Source organism: Streptomyces sp. NPDC054866 (genome assembly GCF_053610745.1).
The window spans coordinates 111858-128810 of sequence record NZ_JBSGZA010000010.1 but is presented as its reverse complement, the minus strand read 5'-3'; the positions used below and the strand labels follow the sequence as shown (position 1 = coordinate 128810).

Annotated in this window: 16 protein-coding genes; 3 read left to right on the top strand and 13 right to left on the bottom strand. The window is 71.5% G+C overall.

The features are described 5' to 3' along the window. Positions 1 to 120 precede the first annotated feature (120 nt). On the bottom strand, positions 121 to 327 hold the full coding sequence (locus ACWGI2_RS36910; protein WP_399391815.1) for a hypothetical protein: 207 nt from the start codon (positions 325 to 327) through the stop codon (positions 121 to 123). Positions 328 to 526: 199 nt separating this feature from the next. Beyond that, positions 527 to 793: a hypothetical protein gene (locus tag ACWGI2_RS36905; RefSeq protein WP_160503828.1), complete on the bottom strand. Its 267-nt coding sequence runs from the start codon at positions 791 to 793 to the stop codon at positions 527 to 529. 195 nt (positions 794 to 988) lie between these two features. On the opposite strand from ACWGI2_RS36905, the gene ACWGI2_RS36900 reads away from it, so the two are divergent. Continuing rightward, positions 989 to 2287, top strand: coding sequence for a serine/threonine-protein kinase (locus ACWGI2_RS36900; protein ID WP_453399488.1), 1299 nt, complete (start codon positions 989 to 991; stop codon positions 2285 to 2287). Here the strand turns inward: ACWGI2_RS36900 and ACWGI2_RS36895 are convergent. The 10 genes from ACWGI2_RS36895 to ACWGI2_RS36850 all read right to left on the bottom strand — a co-directional run bounded on the left by ACWGI2_RS36895 (position 2278) and on the right by ACWGI2_RS36850 (position 15542). Then, entirely contained in the window at positions 2278 to 3096 is an 819-nt protein-coding gene (locus ACWGI2_RS36895) for a TrmH family RNA methyltransferase (protein WP_453399487.1), read from the bottom strand. The genes ACWGI2_RS36900 and ACWGI2_RS36895 overlap by 10 nt on opposite strands. A gap of 85 nt (positions 3097 to 3181) precedes the next feature. Next, positions 3182 to 4414, bottom strand: a complete 1233-nt coding sequence (gene cobA, locus ACWGI2_RS36890) for a uroporphyrinogen-III C-methyltransferase (RefSeq protein ID WP_453700220.1) — start codon at positions 4412 to 4414, stop codon at positions 3182 to 3184. 232 nt (positions 4415 to 4646) lie between these two features. Beyond that, positions 4647 to 8504 (bottom strand): nicotinate-nucleotide--dimethylbenzimidazole phosphoribosyltransferase, encoded by a 3858-nt coding sequence (gene cobT / locus ACWGI2_RS36885; RefSeq protein WP_453700219.1) that lies wholly within the window; start codon positions 8502 to 8504, stop codon positions 4647 to 4649. Between the two features lie 354 nt (positions 8505 to 8858). Beyond that, positions 8859 to 10070 (bottom strand): precorrin-6y C5,15-methyltransferase (decarboxylating) subunit CbiE, encoded by a 1212-nt coding sequence (cbiE, locus tag ACWGI2_RS36880; protein WP_453700217.1) that lies wholly within the window; start codon positions 10068 to 10070, stop codon positions 8859 to 8861. Between the two features lie 117 nt (positions 10071 to 10187). Next, positions 10188 to 10832, bottom strand: coding sequence for a GNAT family N-acetyltransferase (locus ACWGI2_RS36875; RefSeq protein WP_453399483.1), 645 nt, complete (start codon positions 10830 to 10832; stop codon positions 10188 to 10190). 135 nt (positions 10833 to 10967) lie between these two features. Next, on the bottom strand, positions 10968 to 11795 hold the full coding sequence (locus ACWGI2_RS36870; RefSeq protein WP_453700216.1) for a MetQ/NlpA family ABC transporter substrate-binding protein: 828 nt from the start codon (positions 11793 to 11795) through the stop codon (positions 10968 to 10970). Between the two features lie 2 nt (positions 11796 to 11797). Then, the gene (locus tag ACWGI2_RS36865) at positions 11798 to 12634 is read right to left on the bottom strand and encodes a MetQ/NlpA family ABC transporter substrate-binding protein (RefSeq protein ID WP_453399481.1); all 837 of its coding nucleotides are present in this window, start codon (positions 12632 to 12634) and stop codon (positions 11798 to 11800) included. Between the two features lie 75 nt (positions 12635 to 12709). Continuing rightward, positions 12710 to 13429: an ABC transporter permease subunit gene (locus ACWGI2_RS36860; RefSeq protein WP_160503845.1), complete on the bottom strand. Its 720-nt coding sequence runs from the start codon at positions 13427 to 13429 to the stop codon at positions 12710 to 12712. Then, entirely contained in the window at positions 13426 to 14487 is a 1062-nt protein-coding gene (locus tag ACWGI2_RS36855; protein ID WP_453700214.1) for a methionine ABC transporter ATP-binding protein, read from the bottom strand. The genes ACWGI2_RS36860 and ACWGI2_RS36855 overlap by 4 nt, the downstream gene beginning before the upstream one ends. Positions 14488 to 14894: 407 nt before the next feature. Beyond that, a complete protein-coding gene (locus ACWGI2_RS36850; protein ID WP_453399479.1) occupies positions 14895 to 15542 on the bottom strand; it encodes an HAD family hydrolase in 648 nt (215 codons plus the stop codon). 114 nt (positions 15543 to 15656) lie between these two features. Here ACWGI2_RS36850 and ACWGI2_RS36845 point away from each other — a divergent pair, with 114 nt between their 5' ends. Next, entirely contained in the window at positions 15657 to 16016 is a 360-nt protein-coding gene (locus tag ACWGI2_RS36845) for a hypothetical protein (RefSeq protein WP_160503851.1), read from the top strand. 1 nt (position 16017) lies between these two features. Then, a complete protein-coding gene (locus tag ACWGI2_RS36840; protein ID WP_453399478.1) occupies positions 16018 to 16452 on the top strand; it encodes a hypothetical protein in 435 nt (144 codons plus the stop codon). On the opposite strand, the gene ACWGI2_RS36835 is transcribed toward ACWGI2_RS36840, so the two are convergent. After that, positions 16449 to 16952 (bottom strand): GNAT family N-acetyltransferase, encoded by a 504-nt coding sequence (locus tag ACWGI2_RS36835; RefSeq protein ID WP_453399477.1) that lies wholly within the window; start codon positions 16950 to 16952, stop codon positions 16449 to 16451. The two genes, ACWGI2_RS36840 and ACWGI2_RS36835, sit on opposite strands and share 4 nt — an antisense overlap. Position 16953: the final 1 nt, after the last annotated feature.

Here is a 16953-nt window from a genome sequence, read left to right as displayed (position 1 = left end):
GCCCGCGCAGCTCCCCAGCTGCGCGGGCATTTCTCGTGCCGTCCGCCGCACCCCCGTCCCCACGGGGTTTCCTGGCCGGATGTCCCCGCCCGGACCGCTCATCCGGGCCCGGGGCGCCGCTCAGCGCCCCAGCATCACGCCCACGGACGACGCCTGTGTGACCACTGCTTCCCAGCCGCCGAAGACGACCACCAGCAGGGCCGCCAGGGGAAGAACCATGGCCGTCGCCACCAAGGGGTGACGCGTGCCGGACGGGCGGACGCCGAACGAGGCGAAGGCCTTACGTCCTTGCGTGCGGATCATTGCCCGCGGTGCCGTGTCCGCCATGGTTCCTCTCCTGACCGAGTCTGTATGAATTTGGCAGCGGCGGGTGTCTGACCTCGGGGGACGAGTGCTGCCACCCGCCGCTTGACCTCAAATCTAGGTGCGCCGGCAGCCTGGGTCGTCATGCCCTCGTACCGATTGCCGGGCCTCCCGGAGGATGAGCGATCGTCGGTCATGTACTCCCGTGGGTGGAGACGGGGTCCTAGGTCTCAGGGTCTTCCCGGAGGGGGCGGGCGGCCCGCTCCGACGTGTCCTCCCGGGGGACGGGCTGTTCGACCAGAGCCAGGACTCGGGTCGACATGAACCGTGCCGTCCGCACGACGGACCCGCTACGGGTGACTTCGCTCACTTCGACCACCCCCCTGCGGACCGCCGTCTCCACCCGGCGGCCCGCCCGGCTCGCCACCACCTCGTACGTCCGTGTCGTGTCCCCGGCGTCCACGACTATCTCCACGCGATCACCTTTCACGGGATCAATCCCCCTTCAGCGATGGATGGTTGGGGTAGCCGACCCTGACAACGGCCGCTTTCCCCCGGCGCCCTGACCACTCTTCAAGTTTCCCACCCGGCACTGACAATCGGTCGGGCCGCGAGGGCGCGGCCTCTGCACCTGCCCGGCCACGGAAACGTAAGCTGTGGCACGACAACGGACCGGGCAGCGGGGATGGACATGGCGATGATGCGGCTCCGGCGCGAGGACCCGCGTGTCGTCGGCTCGTTCAGACTGCACAGGCGGCTGGGCGCCGGCGGCATGGGGGTCGTCTACCTGGGGTCGGACCGGCGGGGGCAGCGCGTCGCCCTGAAGGTGATCCGGCCCGATCTGGCGGAGGACGAGGAGTTCCGTTCGCGCTTCGCGCGCGAGGTCTCCGCGGCCCGGCGGATCCGCGGCGGCTGCACCGCGCGGCTCGTCGCCGCCGATCTCGACGCCGACCGGCCGTGGTTCGCCACGCAGTACGTGCCCGGGCCCTCCCTGCACGACAAGGTCGCCGCCGAGGGGCCGCTCTCCGCGGCCGACGTGGCGGTCGTCGGTTCGGCGCTCGCCGAAGGCCTCGTCGCCGTACATGAAGCCGGAGTCGTGCACCGCGACCTGAAGCCGTCGAACATCCTGCTGTCCCCGAAGGGACCGCGGATCATCGACTTCGGCATCGCCTGGGCCACCGGCGCCTCGACCCTGACCCACGTGGGTACGGCCGTCGGGTCGCCCGGATTCCTCGCGCCCGAGCAGGTGCGCGGCGCCGCCGTCACACCCGCCACGGACGTGTTCGCCCTCGGCGCCACCCTCGCGTACGCGGGAATGGCGGACTCACCCTTCGGGCACGGCAGTTCAGAGGTCATGCTCTACCGCGTCGTCCATGAGGAGGCGCAGCTCGGCGGGGTCCCTGACGCGCTCGCCCCGCTGATCCGGGCTTGCCTCGCCAAGGACCCGGAGGAGCGTCCCAGCACGCTCCAACTGTCGCTCAGGCTCAAGGAGATCGCGGCCCGCGAGGCACAGGGCCTGACGGATCCGCGGCCGCCCGCGCCCCGGCAGGACCAGGACCGCCCCACGGGACGGATGGCCGAGGAGTACGCGGACCAGCGCACCCAGCGGCGTCAGCCGCAGGGCACTCCCCCGCCGCGGACCGGTTCGTCACGGCCGGGTTCCTCGCGCACCGGCCCGTCCCGTACGGGTTCCTCACGGCCTAATTCCTCGCGGGCCGGGTCCAGTTCCTCGCGGTCCGGCTCACGGCCTTCGGCGTCCCGGAACACCACGCGCTCCGGCGGCGCGCGTCGGCCCGCCAATCCGCGGCTGCTGCGCCAGCGGCTCTTCGTGTTCGTGGTCGTGACGCTGCTCGTGGCCCTGGGGATCGCGGCGGCCCAGGGGTGCCAGGGCCCCGCGCGCGGGCTCGGCGGCAGCGGCGTACACGATGTGCGCGACGTACAGCAGAGCCAGCGGCTGGATCCGGGGCCGGGTCCTCAGAGCTGAGGGCGGCCCGTCGCCACGGCGTAGAAGGCGACCGCGGCCGCCGCTCCCACGTTCAGGGAGTCGACGCCGTGCGCCATCGGGATGCGGACCCATTCGTCGGCTGCCATCAGGGCCTTCGTGGTGAGGCCTTCGCCTTCCGCGCCGAGCATCAGCGCCACCCGGTCCATGCGGTGGGGCGCCGCCTCGTCCAGGGTCTTCGCCTTCTCGTCCGGGGTGAGCGCGAGGAGGTTGAAGCCCGCTTCCCGTACGCCGTCCAGGCCCTTCGGCCAGGATTCGAGCCGGGCGTAGGGGACGGAGAAGACCGCGCCCATGGAGACCTTCACCGAGCGGCGGTAGAGCGGGTCCGCGCAGTCCGGTGAGAGCAGGACCGCGTCCATGCCGAGGGCGGCGGCGCTGCGGAAGATCGCCCCGATGTTGGTGTGGTCGTTCACCGACTCCATGACGACGACGCGACGTGCCCTGGTGAGGAGTTCGTCCGACGTCGGCAGCGGCTTGCGCTGCATCGAGGCGAGGGCGCCGCGGTGCACGTGGTAGCCGGTGACCTGCTCGGCCAGGTCGGGGTTGACCGCGTACACGGGGGCCGGGACCTCGTCGATGACGTCCCGCATGACGTCGACCCACTTCGCGGAGAGCAGCATCGAGCGCATCTCGTAGCCCGCCTGCTTGGCGCGCCTGATCACCTTCTCGCCCTCGGCGATGAAGAGGCCCTCGGCGGGCTCGCGCTTGCGGCGCAGTTCGACGTCGGTCAGGCCCGTGTAGTCGCGCAGGCGCGGGTCGGTGGGGTCGTCGATGGAGATGAGATCAGCCACAGGGTGATACTGCCTTGTCCTGGGTGTGGTGCCAACGCCTTGGGACGGGTTGGGTTACCGGTGGTTACGCGGGGGCTCGGAGTGGTTACGCGGGGCGGCCGGGCCCCACGTTCACCACGTCGCCGATGACGATGACGGCCGGGGGCTTCACCTCGTGGGCGGCGACCTCGGCGGCTACGGTGGCGAGCGTGGCGTCCACGCGGCGCTGGGCCGCGGTGGTGCCCTCCTGGATCAGGGCGACGGGGGTCTGAGGCGACCGGCCGTGCGCGGTGAGCGTCTCGGCGATCCTGCCGATCTTGTCCACGCCCATCAGGACGACGAGGGTGCCGCGCAGCTTCGCCAGGGACGCCCAGTCGACCAGGGAGCGCTCGTCGTCCGGCGCCACGTGACCGCTGACCACCGTGAACTCGTGGGCGACACCGCGGTGCGTGACGGGGATGCCCGCGGCGCCGGGCACCGAGATCGAGCTGGAGATGCCGGGGACCACCGTGCAGGGGATGCCCGCCTCGGCGAGCGCCTGGGCCTCTTCCATGCCGCGCCCGAAGACGAAGGGGTCACCGCCCTTGAGACGTACGACCGACTTGCCCTGCTTGGCGTGCTCGATGAGCGCGTTGTTGATGGCCTCCTGGGCCATGAAACGGCCGTACGGGATCTTCGCGGCGTCGATCACCTCGACGTGCGGCGGGAGTTCGTCGAGCAGGTCCCGGGGGCCGAGCCGGTCGGCGATGACTACGTCCGCCTCGGCGAGGAGGCGACGGCCGCGGACCGTGATGAGGTCCGGGTCGCCGGGTCCGCCGCCGACGAGGGCGACGCCCGGGGTGCGGGTGCGGTGGTGGGGCGCCACGAGGGTGCCGTCGCGCAGGCCCTCGACGACCGCGTCGCGGATGGCCGCGGTGCGGCGGGGGTCGCGGCCGTGGATGTCCGTGGTGAGGACGGCGACCGTGACGCCTTCGGAGCGGCCGGTCGCGGGGGTCAGGGCGGTGGCGGCGTCGGCGTCGTCCGAGCGGACGCACCAGACGCGGTGGGCTTCGGCTTCCGCGGAGGCCGCCGTGTTGGCCTCGCTGTCGCTGGTGGCGATGAGGGCGTACCAGGCGTCCTTGAGGTCGCCGGTCTCGTAGCGGCGGCGCTCCCAGGTGATCTCGCCCGCGTCCGCCATCGCCTCCACGGAGGGCGTCGCCGTCGGCGATACGAGGAGGATGTCGGCGCCCGCCGCGATCAGGGCGGGCAGGCGGCGCTGGGCCACCTGGCCGCCGCCGAGCACTACCGTGCGGCGGGCGGTGAGGCGGAGGCCTACGGGGTAGGCGGGGCTTTCTGCCATGGCGTTGCGGCTCCTCGCGAGGCGGGGGGTTGTGCTGGCCGCTGCGGCGGTGGAGCGGCTGCTTTGACGTGCGGGTTCAGTATGGCTGGGGCGGGGTGGGGTTTCTTTCCCCAAGCCCGCCCCTTCCCGAAACTGGGGCTCCGCCCCAGACCCACGTTCGTCTGCGGATCGTGGTGCGTTTGTGCCCACCCGTTCCGCCGTGCGGAACGCATGCCCACAAACCAACCGGCTGCTACTTCTCTGTCACGCCCGCCGAGTCGAACGTCGCCACCTCGTGCATCGCGCGGGCCGCGCTCTGGACCACCGGGAGGGCAAGGAGGGCACCGGTGCCCTCGCCCAGGCGGAGGTCGAGGTCGACCAAGGGGCGCAGGCCCAGCTTGTTGAGGGCCGCCACGTGGCCCGGTTCCGCGCTGCGGTGGCCCGCGATGCAGGCCGCGAGGACCTCGGGGGCGATGGCGCGGGCGACCAGGGCCGCCGCGCCGGCGCTCACGCCGTCCAGGATCACCGGCGTACGGAGGGAGGCGCCGCCCAGGAGGAGGCCCACCATCGCGGCGTGCTCCAGGCCGCCGATCGCCGCGAGGACGCCGATCGGGTCGGCCGGGTCGGGCTGATGCAGTTCGAGGGCGCGGCGCACGACATCGACCTTGCGGCTGTGCATCTCGTCGTTGATGCCGGTGCCGCGGCCGGTCACCTCGCCCGGGTCCGTGTCCGTGTAGACGGAGATGAGGGCCGCGGACGCCGTGGTGTTCGCGATGCCCATCTCGCCGGTGAGCAGGGCCTTGTTGCCCGCCGCCACCAGGTCGCGGGCGGTCTCGATGCCGACCTCGATGGCCGCCTTGACCTCCTCGCGGCTCAGGGCAGGGCCCGTCGTCATGTCGGCCGTGCCCGCGCGGATCTTGCGGGGCAACAGGCCGGGCGTGGCCGGGAGTTCGCTCGCCACGCCGACGTCGATGACGCAGACCTCGGCGCCCACCTGGTTGGCGAAGGCGTTGCAGACCGCGCCGCCGCCGAGGAAGTTGGCGACCATCTGCGCGGTCACCTCCTGGGGCCAGGCGGTGACGCCCTGGGCGTGCACACCGTGGTCGCCCGCGAAGATCGCGACGGCCGCGGGCTCCGGGATCGGCGGCGGGCACTGCCGGGACAGGCCCGAAAGCTGCGCTGAGATGATCTCCAGCATGCCGAGCGCGCCCGGCGGCTTCGTCATCCGCTTCTGCCGCTCCCACGCCTCGCCGAGCGCCTTCGCGTCCAGCGGGCGGATGTTGGAGACGGTCTCCGCGAGGAGGTCGCTCGGGTCCTCGCCGGGCAGGGCTCGGCGGCCGTACGTCTCCTCGTGGACGACCCACGAGAGCGGGCGGCGCTTGGACCAGCCTGCCTGCATCAGCTCGGGCTCCTCCGGGAACTCGTCGACGTATCCGACACAGAGATAGGCCACCACTTCGAGGTGCTCGGGCAGGCCGAGGGTTCTGACCATCTCGCGTTCGTCGAAGAAGCTGACCCAGCCGACGCCGAGGCCCTCGGCGCGCGCCGCGAGCCAGAGGTTCTCGACGGCGAGGGCGGAGGAGTACGGGGCCATCTGCGGCTGCGTGTGACGGCCGAGGGTGTGGCGGCCGCCGCGGGTCGGGTCGGCGGTGACGACGATGTTCACCGGGGTGTCGAGGATCGCCTCGATCTTCAGTTCCTTGAACTGCTTCGCGCGGCCCTTGGGGAGCGACTTCGCGTACGCGTCCTTCTGGCGCATGGCCAGCTCGTGCATCGTGCGGCGGGTCTCCGCCGAGCGGATGACGACGAAGTCCCAGGGCTGCGAGTGGCCCACGGAGGGCGCCGTGTGGGCCGCCTCCAGGACGCGGAGCAGTACCTCGTGCGGGATGGCGTCGCTGCGGAAGCCGTTGCGGATGTCGCGGCGTTCGCGCATGACGCGCAGGACGGCTTCGCGCTCGGCGTCGTCGTAGGCGGGGGCGGCGGGCGCCTCCGACTGCTGGACGGGCTCGGGCTGCTGGACGGGCTCCAGCTGCTGGACGGGCTCCTGCTGTTGAGCGGGCTCAGCGGGGGCGGCCTCGTCGGCTGCTTCCATCGGGTCGGCGGCTTCGGCCACCTCGACGGGCGCGGCTTCGACGACGGCCAGGGGCTCGGGGTCCTCGGCCACGGCAACCGGCTCCGCTTCGACGGGTACGTCGGCCACTGCGAGGGGCGTGGCTTCGGCTGCTTCCTCCGCCGGTACGGGGGCCACGGCCACGGGCTCTTCTGGTGTCTCCGGGGCCGTCTCCTGGACGGGAGTTGCCGCCGCGGGCTCTCCGCCGTCACGGGGGGCGGGCACGGTGGCCGCGGGCTGGAGGGCCTCGGTGGGTTCCGCGACCTCGGGGGCTTCGGCGGGTTCTGCGGCTTCGAGAAGGCCCGAGGGCTCCTGGGCCACCGGGGGCTCGGGGGCCTCCGGAGCGGCCGGTGCCTCCGGAGCCGCCGGTGCCTCCGGGAGGTCAGCGACCGGCGGGGCTGCCTCGGCCACGGCGGGCTCCGGCTGCGCTTCGGCGGACTCGGGCTGCGGGGCCTCGAAGTGCTCGGGGGGTACGGACAGGGCCTGCGGAGGCGTCGGTGCCAGGTGAGGCGTGGTCGGCACCGAGCCCTCGACCGGCACGAACTGGCCGAGGGGCGCGGGTTCCTGGGGGTCCGCGAACGGCTGGTTCGGACCGCTGGGAAGCCCCTCGCCCTGCGGCGCCTGGGCCACGGGGGCCTCGACGTACTGCGGGGCCTGCTGGGCCTGCTGCGGCTGCGGGGCCTGCGCGATGTGCGGGCCCTGAGCCGCGTGTCCGGCGCCCGCGAGCGGCGCGTCCGACCAGGGCTGCGCCCCGGCCATGGCGAACTGCGGCTGACCGGAACCCTGCGCGTGCGCGGGCTCCTGGCTCGCTTCCGGGGCGGGCGCGGACGGGGCCACGGCAGGCGGCTGCTCGGCCGGCTGCTGCTGCTCGGCGTCCACGGCGAACGCGGGCTGCCCTGCTTCGGCGCCGGTCTGCGCGAACTGGTCGTCGGCCTCGGCGCCTTGCGCGATCGCGGGGTCTGCGGCATCCGCGGCCTGCGGGAAGGCGACAGCGGGCGTCTCGGCGACCGGGGCGGGCTGCGGAGCCTCGGGGGCGGGTGCGTCCGGAGTGCCCTCTGTGACGGGAGTGACGTCCGGGACGACCGTTTCTGCTGGTGCGGCGGCCTGTGCCGACTCGGCAGGCTGCGCGGACTGAGAAGACTGCGAGTTCTGCGACGGCTGCGAAGGCTGCGAGTGCTGCGGCTGAGACGTCCACGGCGTCGCGCCCTGCGGCGCGTTCTCGCCGAGCTGCTGGCCCGGCAGCATCCCTTCCTCGTCACGCGGGATGTCGAGGTACTCGGGCCCCACCGTGGGCGGGCCCGCGTGCCGCACGGGCGCCGCGTGCTGCGGCGCACCGGCCGGGCCGCGGTCCGCGAGGGAACGTACGGGGCTCCCCGAGGCGTCGGGCACGGCGGGACCCGAAGGCCCCCGGTGGAGCGGGCGGCGGGAGGGGCCGGGGTGCGACGCGGGTGCCGGGGTGGGCGCACCCGGCAGCTGGACGCCGTTCAGGTCGACCGAGCCACTGTCGCGGCCGCCCGTCTCGTGCGGGCCCGGCTGGTGCATGGCCTGCGGCTGGGGCTGGGGCTGCGGCTGCCCGGCCGACTGCTGGGCGAACGCCTGCGGGGCCGCCGCGTGCTGGCCACTGACGGCCTGGGCACCGGCGGACTGCGCACCGACGGACTGATCGGCCGGGGGCTGTTCCGCCACGGGCTGACCTGCGGCGTACTGGTCCGCCAGAGACGCGTCCCCCACAGCCTGGCCCACACCCTGCTCGCCCAAGCCCTGCTGGCCAGCACCCTGCGCGACAGCCGCCGCGTGCTGTGCCGACTGCGCCTCGCTCCAGGCGCCCTGGGCGCCCGGCATCAGCAACAGGTCGTCGTCTTCGGCGGGGGCGACGCTCTCGGCGGGATTCTCGGAGGGGTCGAGGTAGGTGTACGCACCCGGGGCGGGGACGCCCGGCTGCTCCACCATGCCTGCGTTCTCCGGCAGTCCCTCGCCCGGGACCTGGCCGGTGTCGGTCATGCGTAACCCCTCGCCCATCGGTTAGTGCTTCTTCGACCGCCCCTCAGCCTTCGGCCGGGGAAGCCCCATTGCCCGGAGCGGCGCACCAACCGCCCGTCAATCTCAACGAGCGTGCGCGCCGCGCGGCACGAGCCGCGTACGGACAACAGGCATTGTCCCGGTCGGCCTGCCACCGCGGCGGCTTGATCCGCAACGGCCCGCTGTGGGCTGCGCCACGTTGCGCGCCCTCCGGTCCTGCCGTACCACACACCCCCCAAAACGGGCGAGCTTTCCGGACATTGACCAACTATTTGCCGGACACTCGGGTGCGGTACAACGATCCGCCAGCCTACCCCGCACCGTGCGGCAGCAGGGTCACGGGGCGCGATCCGGCAACGTTCCCGAGAGCAGGAAGACGACGGTCCGCTCCCGCTCCGTCCACGCGCGCGTGTCGAGTTCGACGGACTGGAGCAGCGCGCATTCGACCGCGTATCCGTGCTCCGTCAGGCCCCTGCCGATGAGTTCGGCCGCGTCGCGGGTCGACGCGTGCGTCACGATGCGCGCCGGGCGGCGGTCGGCGACGGCGGAGACCACCTCGGCTCCCCCGCCCCCGATCCGTACGACATCGGGCTCGGGCAGGTCTTCGAGGATGTGCGGCGCGGTGCCGTGCAGGATCTGCGGCTGCACGCCGAAGTGGCGGGCGACGGCCGTGGTGCGGGCGCAGGCGTCGGGGTCGGCGTCGACGGCGATGACGGCGGCGCCGAAGCGTGCCGCCTCGGCGGTGAAGGCGCCGCTGCCGCAGCCGATGTCCCAGACCAGGTCGCCCACGCGCGGGCCGGTGCGGGCGAGTTGGGCGGCCCGCAGGCGGTCGCTCTCGCCCTCGCCGAGCTGGGCCTCTCCGCCGTAGGCGGGGGCGGGGAGGGCCCAGCCGCGCGGGGTGCCCGAGTCGCGTCCCGCGATCCAGCCGGTGTCGGACGCGGCGACGGGGCCGCCGATGACGATGACGACGTTCGGGTCGCGCCACGTGTGGTCGGCGGCCTTGTCCGAGGTGAGGACGGTGACCTGTTCGCGCTCGGTGCCGAGCTCCTCGCAGATCACGAAGGTGCGGTGCACGCCCTGGAGGAGCAGGCCGAGCTCGGCAGGGCCCGCGCCGGGCGAGGTGAGGACGGCGACTTTCGTGTGCGCGCGGCAGACGTTGACCGCGCGACGCAGCGTGCGGGGGTGGGCGACCACGACCTCGGCGTCGTCCCAGGGCATCCCGGCGCGGGCGAAGGCCTGGGCGACGGAGGAGACGGCGGGCACCACTTCGACCTCCAGGCCGAATTCGGGGGCACGCAGTGTGCGTACGACGCCGAAGAACCCGGGGTCGCCGTCGGCGAGGACCACGGCAGTGCCGCGATGGGCGGCGATGCGGCGGGCGGCCAGGCTCACGCTGCCCAGGCGGATCCGTTCCGCGGCGGGTGGGACCGCGGTGAGCGCGAGGTGGTGGGCGGCGCCCGCGACGAGGGTGGCGGCGCCGAGCGCCGAGCGCGCGGCGGCGGTCAGCGGCGAGCCGTCCCAGCCGATCACCGTGACGCGGTCGGCCATCGTCGTCTGTCTCCTGGGTTCTCGCGGGTCGTCGGATGGGCCGGGCGTCCTGTGCGGGGGCAACCGCGTGCGGCCAGGGGCGAGCGTACCTGGTGAACCTCTGTGACGCTCCGGCGGTCAGTTCCAGTCGGAGTAGGCGCTGAACCCGCTGTCCGCGAGCTGCTCGCCGACGCCTTCCAGATCCTCGGGGAGCAGGCTCCACACGATGAGGTCGGTCCGGACGTCGATCCAGCCGCCGAAGGGGTCTCCGCCGTTCCTCGTACGCGCTATCCAGGCGCCCCGCAGGACGCCCTCGCTGATGCAGCCGATCTTCTGCGCGACCTGCTGGGCGGCGGTGTTGTCGGCGGCGGTGCGCAGCTCGATGCGCTCGAAGCGCTGGTCGCTGAAGAGCCACTGGGCGGTGGCGAGCGCCGCCTCGGAGGCATAGCCCTCGCCGCGGGCCCAGGGGGCGACGACGTAACTGAGTTCGCTGGAGCGTACGCGCCAGTCGGTGTCGCGCAGTTGCACGATGCCGACCAGGCGCTGGGTGAGGAACTCCGTGACGGCGAGGGCGATGCCTCGGCCCTCGGTGCGCTCGGCGGGTGCGAGGCGGTTGATCCAGTCGCGGGCGTCGTCCTCGGTGAACGGCTGGGGCACGGAGGTCCAGGCGGTGACCATCTCGTCGTTCATCATCTCCGCGTACGCGGAGACGTCGGCGTCCTCGAACGGGCGCAGCACCAACCGCTCCGTGCTGATGGAGATGTCGGGGAAGGTGGTTGTCATGCGCTGCTCCGTAACCTGGAACCCTCGGGCCTGCTGAAGTGCCCAGCATGCAGCATGTCGACGCGCAAACGCACCACGGGGTCCGCTCCTTCATCAGGAGAGGACCCCGTGGTGAGGGCGGAAACGGACTGTGCGTCAGCTCGTTTCTACGGGCAGGACGGAGCCCTTGTACTTGTCCTTGATGAACTGCTTCACCTCGGGTGAAGTCAGCAGTTCCGCCAGCTTCTTGACCCGGGGGTCGTCCTCGTCGCCCTTCTTGACGGCGAGCACGTTGTTGTACGGATTGTCCTTGGGCGACTCGAGAAGGATGGCGTCCTTCTTGGGGCTGAGTCCGGCGTCGAGCGCGTAGTTGTTGTTGATGACCGCGGCTTCGACGTCTTCCAGGGAGCGGGGCAGCTGGGCGGGTTCCAGCGGCTTGATGGTGAGCTTCTTCGGGTTGGACGTGATGTCCTCGGGGGTCGCGTTCGCGCCGGCCCCCTTCTTGAGCCCGATGACGCCCTTGGAGGCGAGGAGTTCGAGCGCCCTGCCTTCGTTGGTGGTGTCGTTCGGTACGGCGACGGTGGCACCGGCGGGCAGCGCCGTGACGTCCTTCGCCTTCTTCGCGTACACCCCCATGGGCGGCAGATAGACCTCGGTCACCGGCGTGAGCTCCGTCTTCTTGGACTTGTTGAAGTCCTCCAAGTACGGGGCGTGCTGGTAGAGGTTGGCGTCGAGGGACCCTTCCTGGAGCGCGGTGTTCGGCGTGACGTAGTCCGTGAACTCCGTGATCTGGAGGTCGAGTCCCTTCTTCTTCGCGAGGTTCTGCTTGATGTACGTGAGGACTTCGCCGGCCGGGGTCGGGGTGGCGCCGACGGTGAGCGTGTCGCCGTCGCCGCCTCCCGAGCCGGATTCGCCGCCGCACGCGGTCAGGCCGAGCGTGAGGGCGAGTGCTCCGGCGGCGGCCGCTATGACGGGCGTACGCATGATCAGAACGCCGCGACGACAGCGCCGTCGTACTTGTCGTCGATGAACTTCTTGACCTCGGGCGAGGTGAGGAGCTTGGCGAGCTTCTTCACGCGCGGGTCGTTCTCGTCGCCCTTCTTCACGGCGAGGAAGTTGCCGTAGGGGTTGCCCTTGGCGGGCTCGGCGACGATGGCGTCCTTGGCCGGGCTGAGCTTGGCCTCGAGCGCGTAGTTGCCGTTGATCACCGCGGCGTCGACGTCACCGAGGGAGCGGGGCACCTGGGCGGCCTCGATCTCCTTGAACTTGAGGTTCTTCGGGTTCTTCGAGACGTCCTTGGGGGTCGCCTCGTAACCGACGCCCTTCTTGAGCTCGATCAGGCCGTTGTCGGCCAGGAGCTTGAGCGCGCGGGCCTCGTTCGTGGTGTCGTTCGGGAGCGCGACCGTGGCGCCCTTCTTCAGGCCGTCGAGCTTCTTGACGCTCTTGGAGTAGATGCCGAGCGGCTCCAGGTGCACCGTCGCGTTCGGGACCGGCACGATGTCCGTCCCGTTCTTCTTGTTGAAGTCGTCGAGGTACGGCTTGTGCTGGAAGTAGTTGGCGAAGACCTCACCCTGCTCGACGGCGGTGTTCGGCGTGACGTAGTCGGTGAACTCCCGCACGTCGATGTCGAGTCCGGCCTTCTTCGCCAGGTTCTTCTTGACGTAGTCGAGGATCTCGCCCTGCGGCGTCGGGGTCGCGGCGACGATGAGCGGGCCGTCCTTGTCGCCCGCGGCGGAGCCCTTGTCGGAGCCGCAGGCGGAGAGCCCGAGGGTGAGGGCTCCGGTGGCGAGGACAGCGGTGGTGATCTTGGCGGTGTTACGCACGAAAAGTGCCTTTCTCCATGGGTGGTACGCCCCGCTATGGGGTGCGCGGGGTGAGTTTCGGGAAGCCTTCGACGGTCAGGAAGCCTTCGACGGCGCGAGCTTGAGGAAGCGCAGGCGGGGAGCGGCACCCGAGTGGCCGCCGCGCCGGTGCAGCCTGCGGGCCGCGTAGTCGCCCGCGAACTGGATGATCGAGATGACGACGGCGAGGACACCGACGGTGATCCACATCAGTTCGGTCTCGAAGCGCTGGTAGCCGTAGCGGATGGCGATGTCACCGAGGCCGCCCGCGCCGACGGCGCCGGTGATGGCCGAGTAGCCGAGGATCGTGACGATCGTCGTGGTGGTGCTGGAGATCAGCGAGGGCAGCGACTCCGGCACGAGGACCTTGCGTACGACGGTCCAGGTGTTGCCGCCCATCGACTGCACGGCCTCGACGAGACCGCCGTCGACCTCGCGCACCGAGGTCTCCACGAGGCGCGCGAAGAAGGGGATGGCACCGATCGCGAGCGGCACGATGGCGGCCTCGCGGCCGATCGTCGTACCCGTGATCCAGCGCGTGAGGCCCATCAGCGCGACCATGAGGATGATGAAGGGCATCGAGCGCGCGATGTTCACGACCTGCCCGATGAGCTTGTTCACGACCGTGTTCTGCAGCAGCCCGCCGCGGTCGGTGAGGACCAGCAGGATGCCGAGCGGCAGACCGGCGACGACGGCTATCAGCGTCGACCAGCCCACCATGTAGAGGGTGTCCCAACAGGCCTGCTCCAGCAGGGGCTGCATCTCCGACCAGGTCACTTGGCACCTTCCTTGACCAGCAGCGTGGCGTCGTCCTTCGGCGTGGTCACGGGGGCTTCGCCCGCGATGTCGACCTGGAGGCCCTGCTCGCGCAGGAAGCCGATCGGGACGACGTTCTCCTCGAAGCGGCCCGGCAGCTCGATGCGCATGCGGCCGACCTGCTTGCCCGCGACGGTGTCCATCGCGGCGCCGAGGATCGAGATGTCGATGTTGTACGTGCGCGACAGCTGGGAGATGACCGGCTGGGTCGCGGCCTCGCCGTGGAAGGTCACGTCGACGACGGTGCGGTTGTCGCCCGTGGCGTCGCCGCTGACCGGGAAGAGCGCGGCGGCCAGCTCGGAGCCGGGCGTCGCGAGCAGCTCGGTGACGGTGCCGGACTCGACGATCTGCCCGTTCTCCATCAGGGCGGCGGAGTCGCAGACGCTCTTGACGACGTCCATCTCGTGCGTGATCAGCAGGACGGTCAGGCCGAGCTGCTGGTTGAGGTCGCGCAGGAGCTGAAGGATCGAGCGGGTGGTCTCCGGGTCGAGGGCGCTGGTCGCCTCGTCCGAGAGCAGCACCTTCGGGTCGCCGGCGAGCGCGCGGGCGATGCCGACGCGCTGCTTCTGGCCGCCGGAGAGCTGCGCCGGGTAGGACTTCGCCTTGTCGGCGAGGCCGACCAGGTCGAGCAGTTCGAGCGCCTTGCGGGAGCGCTCGGCGCCGCTGAGACCGAGGATCTCCAGGGGCAGCTCGATGTTGTCCTTGACGGTGCGCGACGACAGCAGGTTGAAGTGCTGGAAGACCATGCCGATGCGGCTGCGCGCCCGGCGCAGGTCCTTGCTCGCGCGGCTGCCGCGCCCCGCGAGGGCGGTGAGGTCCTGACCGGCGACGCTGACGGTGCCGGAGGTGGGGCGCTCCAGGAGGTTCACGCAGCGGATCAGCGAGGATTTGCCGGCGCCGGACTGGCCGATGACGCCGTACACCTCGCCTTCGCGGACATGCAGATCGACGCCGTCGAGGGCAGTTACTTCACGACCGCGTGAGCGGTAGACCTTGGTGAGGCCGGAAGTGGTGATCACAGGGGTTTCCGTCACTGTCGAGTGCGCGGCGCGGTTCTCGCCGGGCACGGGGCATTCGTGGGGAACGCGGCACGGTTTCTCGCGGTGGCGAAAGGAACCGGAGGAGGTGTGCGCGGGGCAGGCTCGCGTCCTACGTCAGGTCCGCCGGTAAGGCGTACGTCGCATAGGGGCGCGGCACAGCGGCTTCGCTTCGGGGCGCGATGCTCAGGAGTGGTGCGGGGGCCCTCAGAAGGCGCACATTCGACACATACAACGAGCACCGGGCGTCGTGATCGCCTCGGTCGCAGGGATGCGGCTGCTCGTCGTGGTCATGTGGACCAGTAAAACACGCGTGCGTCCGCACCCCGCCCCGGTTGTCCGCTATACGGACAGCCGGTGGACGGCTACGGACGCGGACCGGCGGCTCCTCAGTCCTCGGCGGTGATCTCCACGCCACCCTCGGTGACCTGCGCGGACACGGCCGAGAGGTCCTTCACGACGACGTCGGCGGAGAGCTCGCCCAAGGTGTGCGTTGTGGCCAACGCCACGGTGGTCATGCCCGCCGCGCGTCCCGCCGTGAGACCCGCGGGCGCGTCCTCGAAGACCACGCAGCGCGCCGGGTCGACGCCCAGTTTCGCGGCCGCGAGCAGGAAGGGCTCGGGATCGGGCTTGCCGCGCGTGATGTCGTCGGCGGCTATCAGCATCTTGGGGTCGATGCCGACCTCCGCGAGCCTGGCCTCGGCCAGGCGGCGCCCGGCGGAGGTGACGACGGCCCAGCGCTCGGGCGGCAGGGATTCGAGCAGCTCACGGGTGCCGGGAAGCAGCACGACGCCGCCCGCGACGTCCGAGACCTCAAGCTCCTCGATGCGGGCGACGGCCTCGGCCACGCGCTCGGCGGGCAGCATGTCGGCGATGATCTCGGCGGCGGGGCGGCCGTGCAGCTCGACCCGCGCGAACTCCTCGGCGGTGATCCCGTACTCCTGCGCCAAGCGCGTCCAGCAGCGGTACACCGACTCCATGGAGGAGATCAGGGTGCCGTCGTTGTCGAACAGGAGCGCTTCAGCGTGGATCTTCATGGTGTCCGAGCGTACGGGTCACCCCTGGGGTACGCGCATGGGGCCTTAGGGGTGCGCGCTTCGGGCCTCAGGGGTGCGCGCATCGGGTCATAGGGCCCGTAATAAAGTCACCGCATGCTTGTTGCCCTGACGATCGCGACCGCCGTGGCCGCGCTCGCCCTCGCCGCGTGGTGCGGTTTCGCCGCCTACCGGGACCAGCCGACCAAGGACTGGCACTTCATCGGCATGGGCGTGGTGACGCTCCTGGCCACCGTCCAGCTGATCGTCGGCATCGTCCAGCTGGCGCGGGGCGAGAAGCCCGAGCAGGGCACGACGATCTTCGTGGCGTATCTGATCGGCTCCTTCGCCTGCGTCCCGGCCGCGGGCTTCATGTCCCTCGCGGAGCGCACCCGTTGGGGCTCCATCACGGTCGCCGCGGGCGGCGTGGTCCTCGCCGTGCTCCAGGTGCGGCTCTACGACATCTGGGGAGGCTGAGGTGACGGTGACCGAGCCCGACGAGCAGAAGGCCCCCGCCCGGCAGAGGCTGATCGGCGGGCCCGGCATCCTTCTGGTGTGGCTGTACGGGGTGATGGTGGTCGGCGCCGTGTCGCGCTCCGCCGTGCAGATCTCGACGGACTTCCACAAGGCCCCGCTGGCGTACACGCTGTCCGCGCTCGCGGGTCTCGTCTACGGCTTCATCACGTACTCGCTCGTGCGCGGCGGCGAGAAGGCCCGCAGGGCGGCGCTGGTGTGCTGCGCCGCCGAGCTGGTGGGCGTCCTGGCGGTGGGGACGTGGACGCTCATCGAGCCGTCCGCCTTCCCCGACGCCACGGTGTGGTCCGACTTCGGGATGGGCTATCTGTTCATTCCGGTGATCCTGCCGCTCACCGCGATCTTCTGGCTGAACAAGGCGCGGCGGGCGGAGCGCTAGACCCGGGCCGCGTAGGCCCCCGCGACCGCCTCCTTGGAGAGCGTGACCAGCGTGAGCCGGTCGTTCACGTGCTGGGTCTTCACCGCCGTATAGCCGTGCTTGCGGTAGAGCTGGAGATTCTGTTCGCTGCGATGGCCGCTGAAGAGCTGGAAGCACTTGGCGGTGCCGCCCGCGCCGAGGCGCCCCTCTATCGCGTCCAGGAGCCTGCCTCCCAGACCGTGGCGCTGCATCCTGGGGTGGACGATCAGTTTGTTGATCCGCGCCGTGCCGTCGGGATCGACCGTGCCGCGCACCGACGCGACCACCTCGTCCCCGAGGCGGGCCACCAGCACGCTGCCGGCGGTCAGTTCGGCCTTGATGGAGTCGAGGGACTGTGTCAGCGGCTCGATGGAGTAGTCGCCGTACAGCTCGGCCTCGCTCTGGTAGCACAGGTACTGCAGTTTGAGGATCTTCTCGGCGTCCTGTCCGACCGCCTCCGAGATGGTCACGCTCATGCCCATG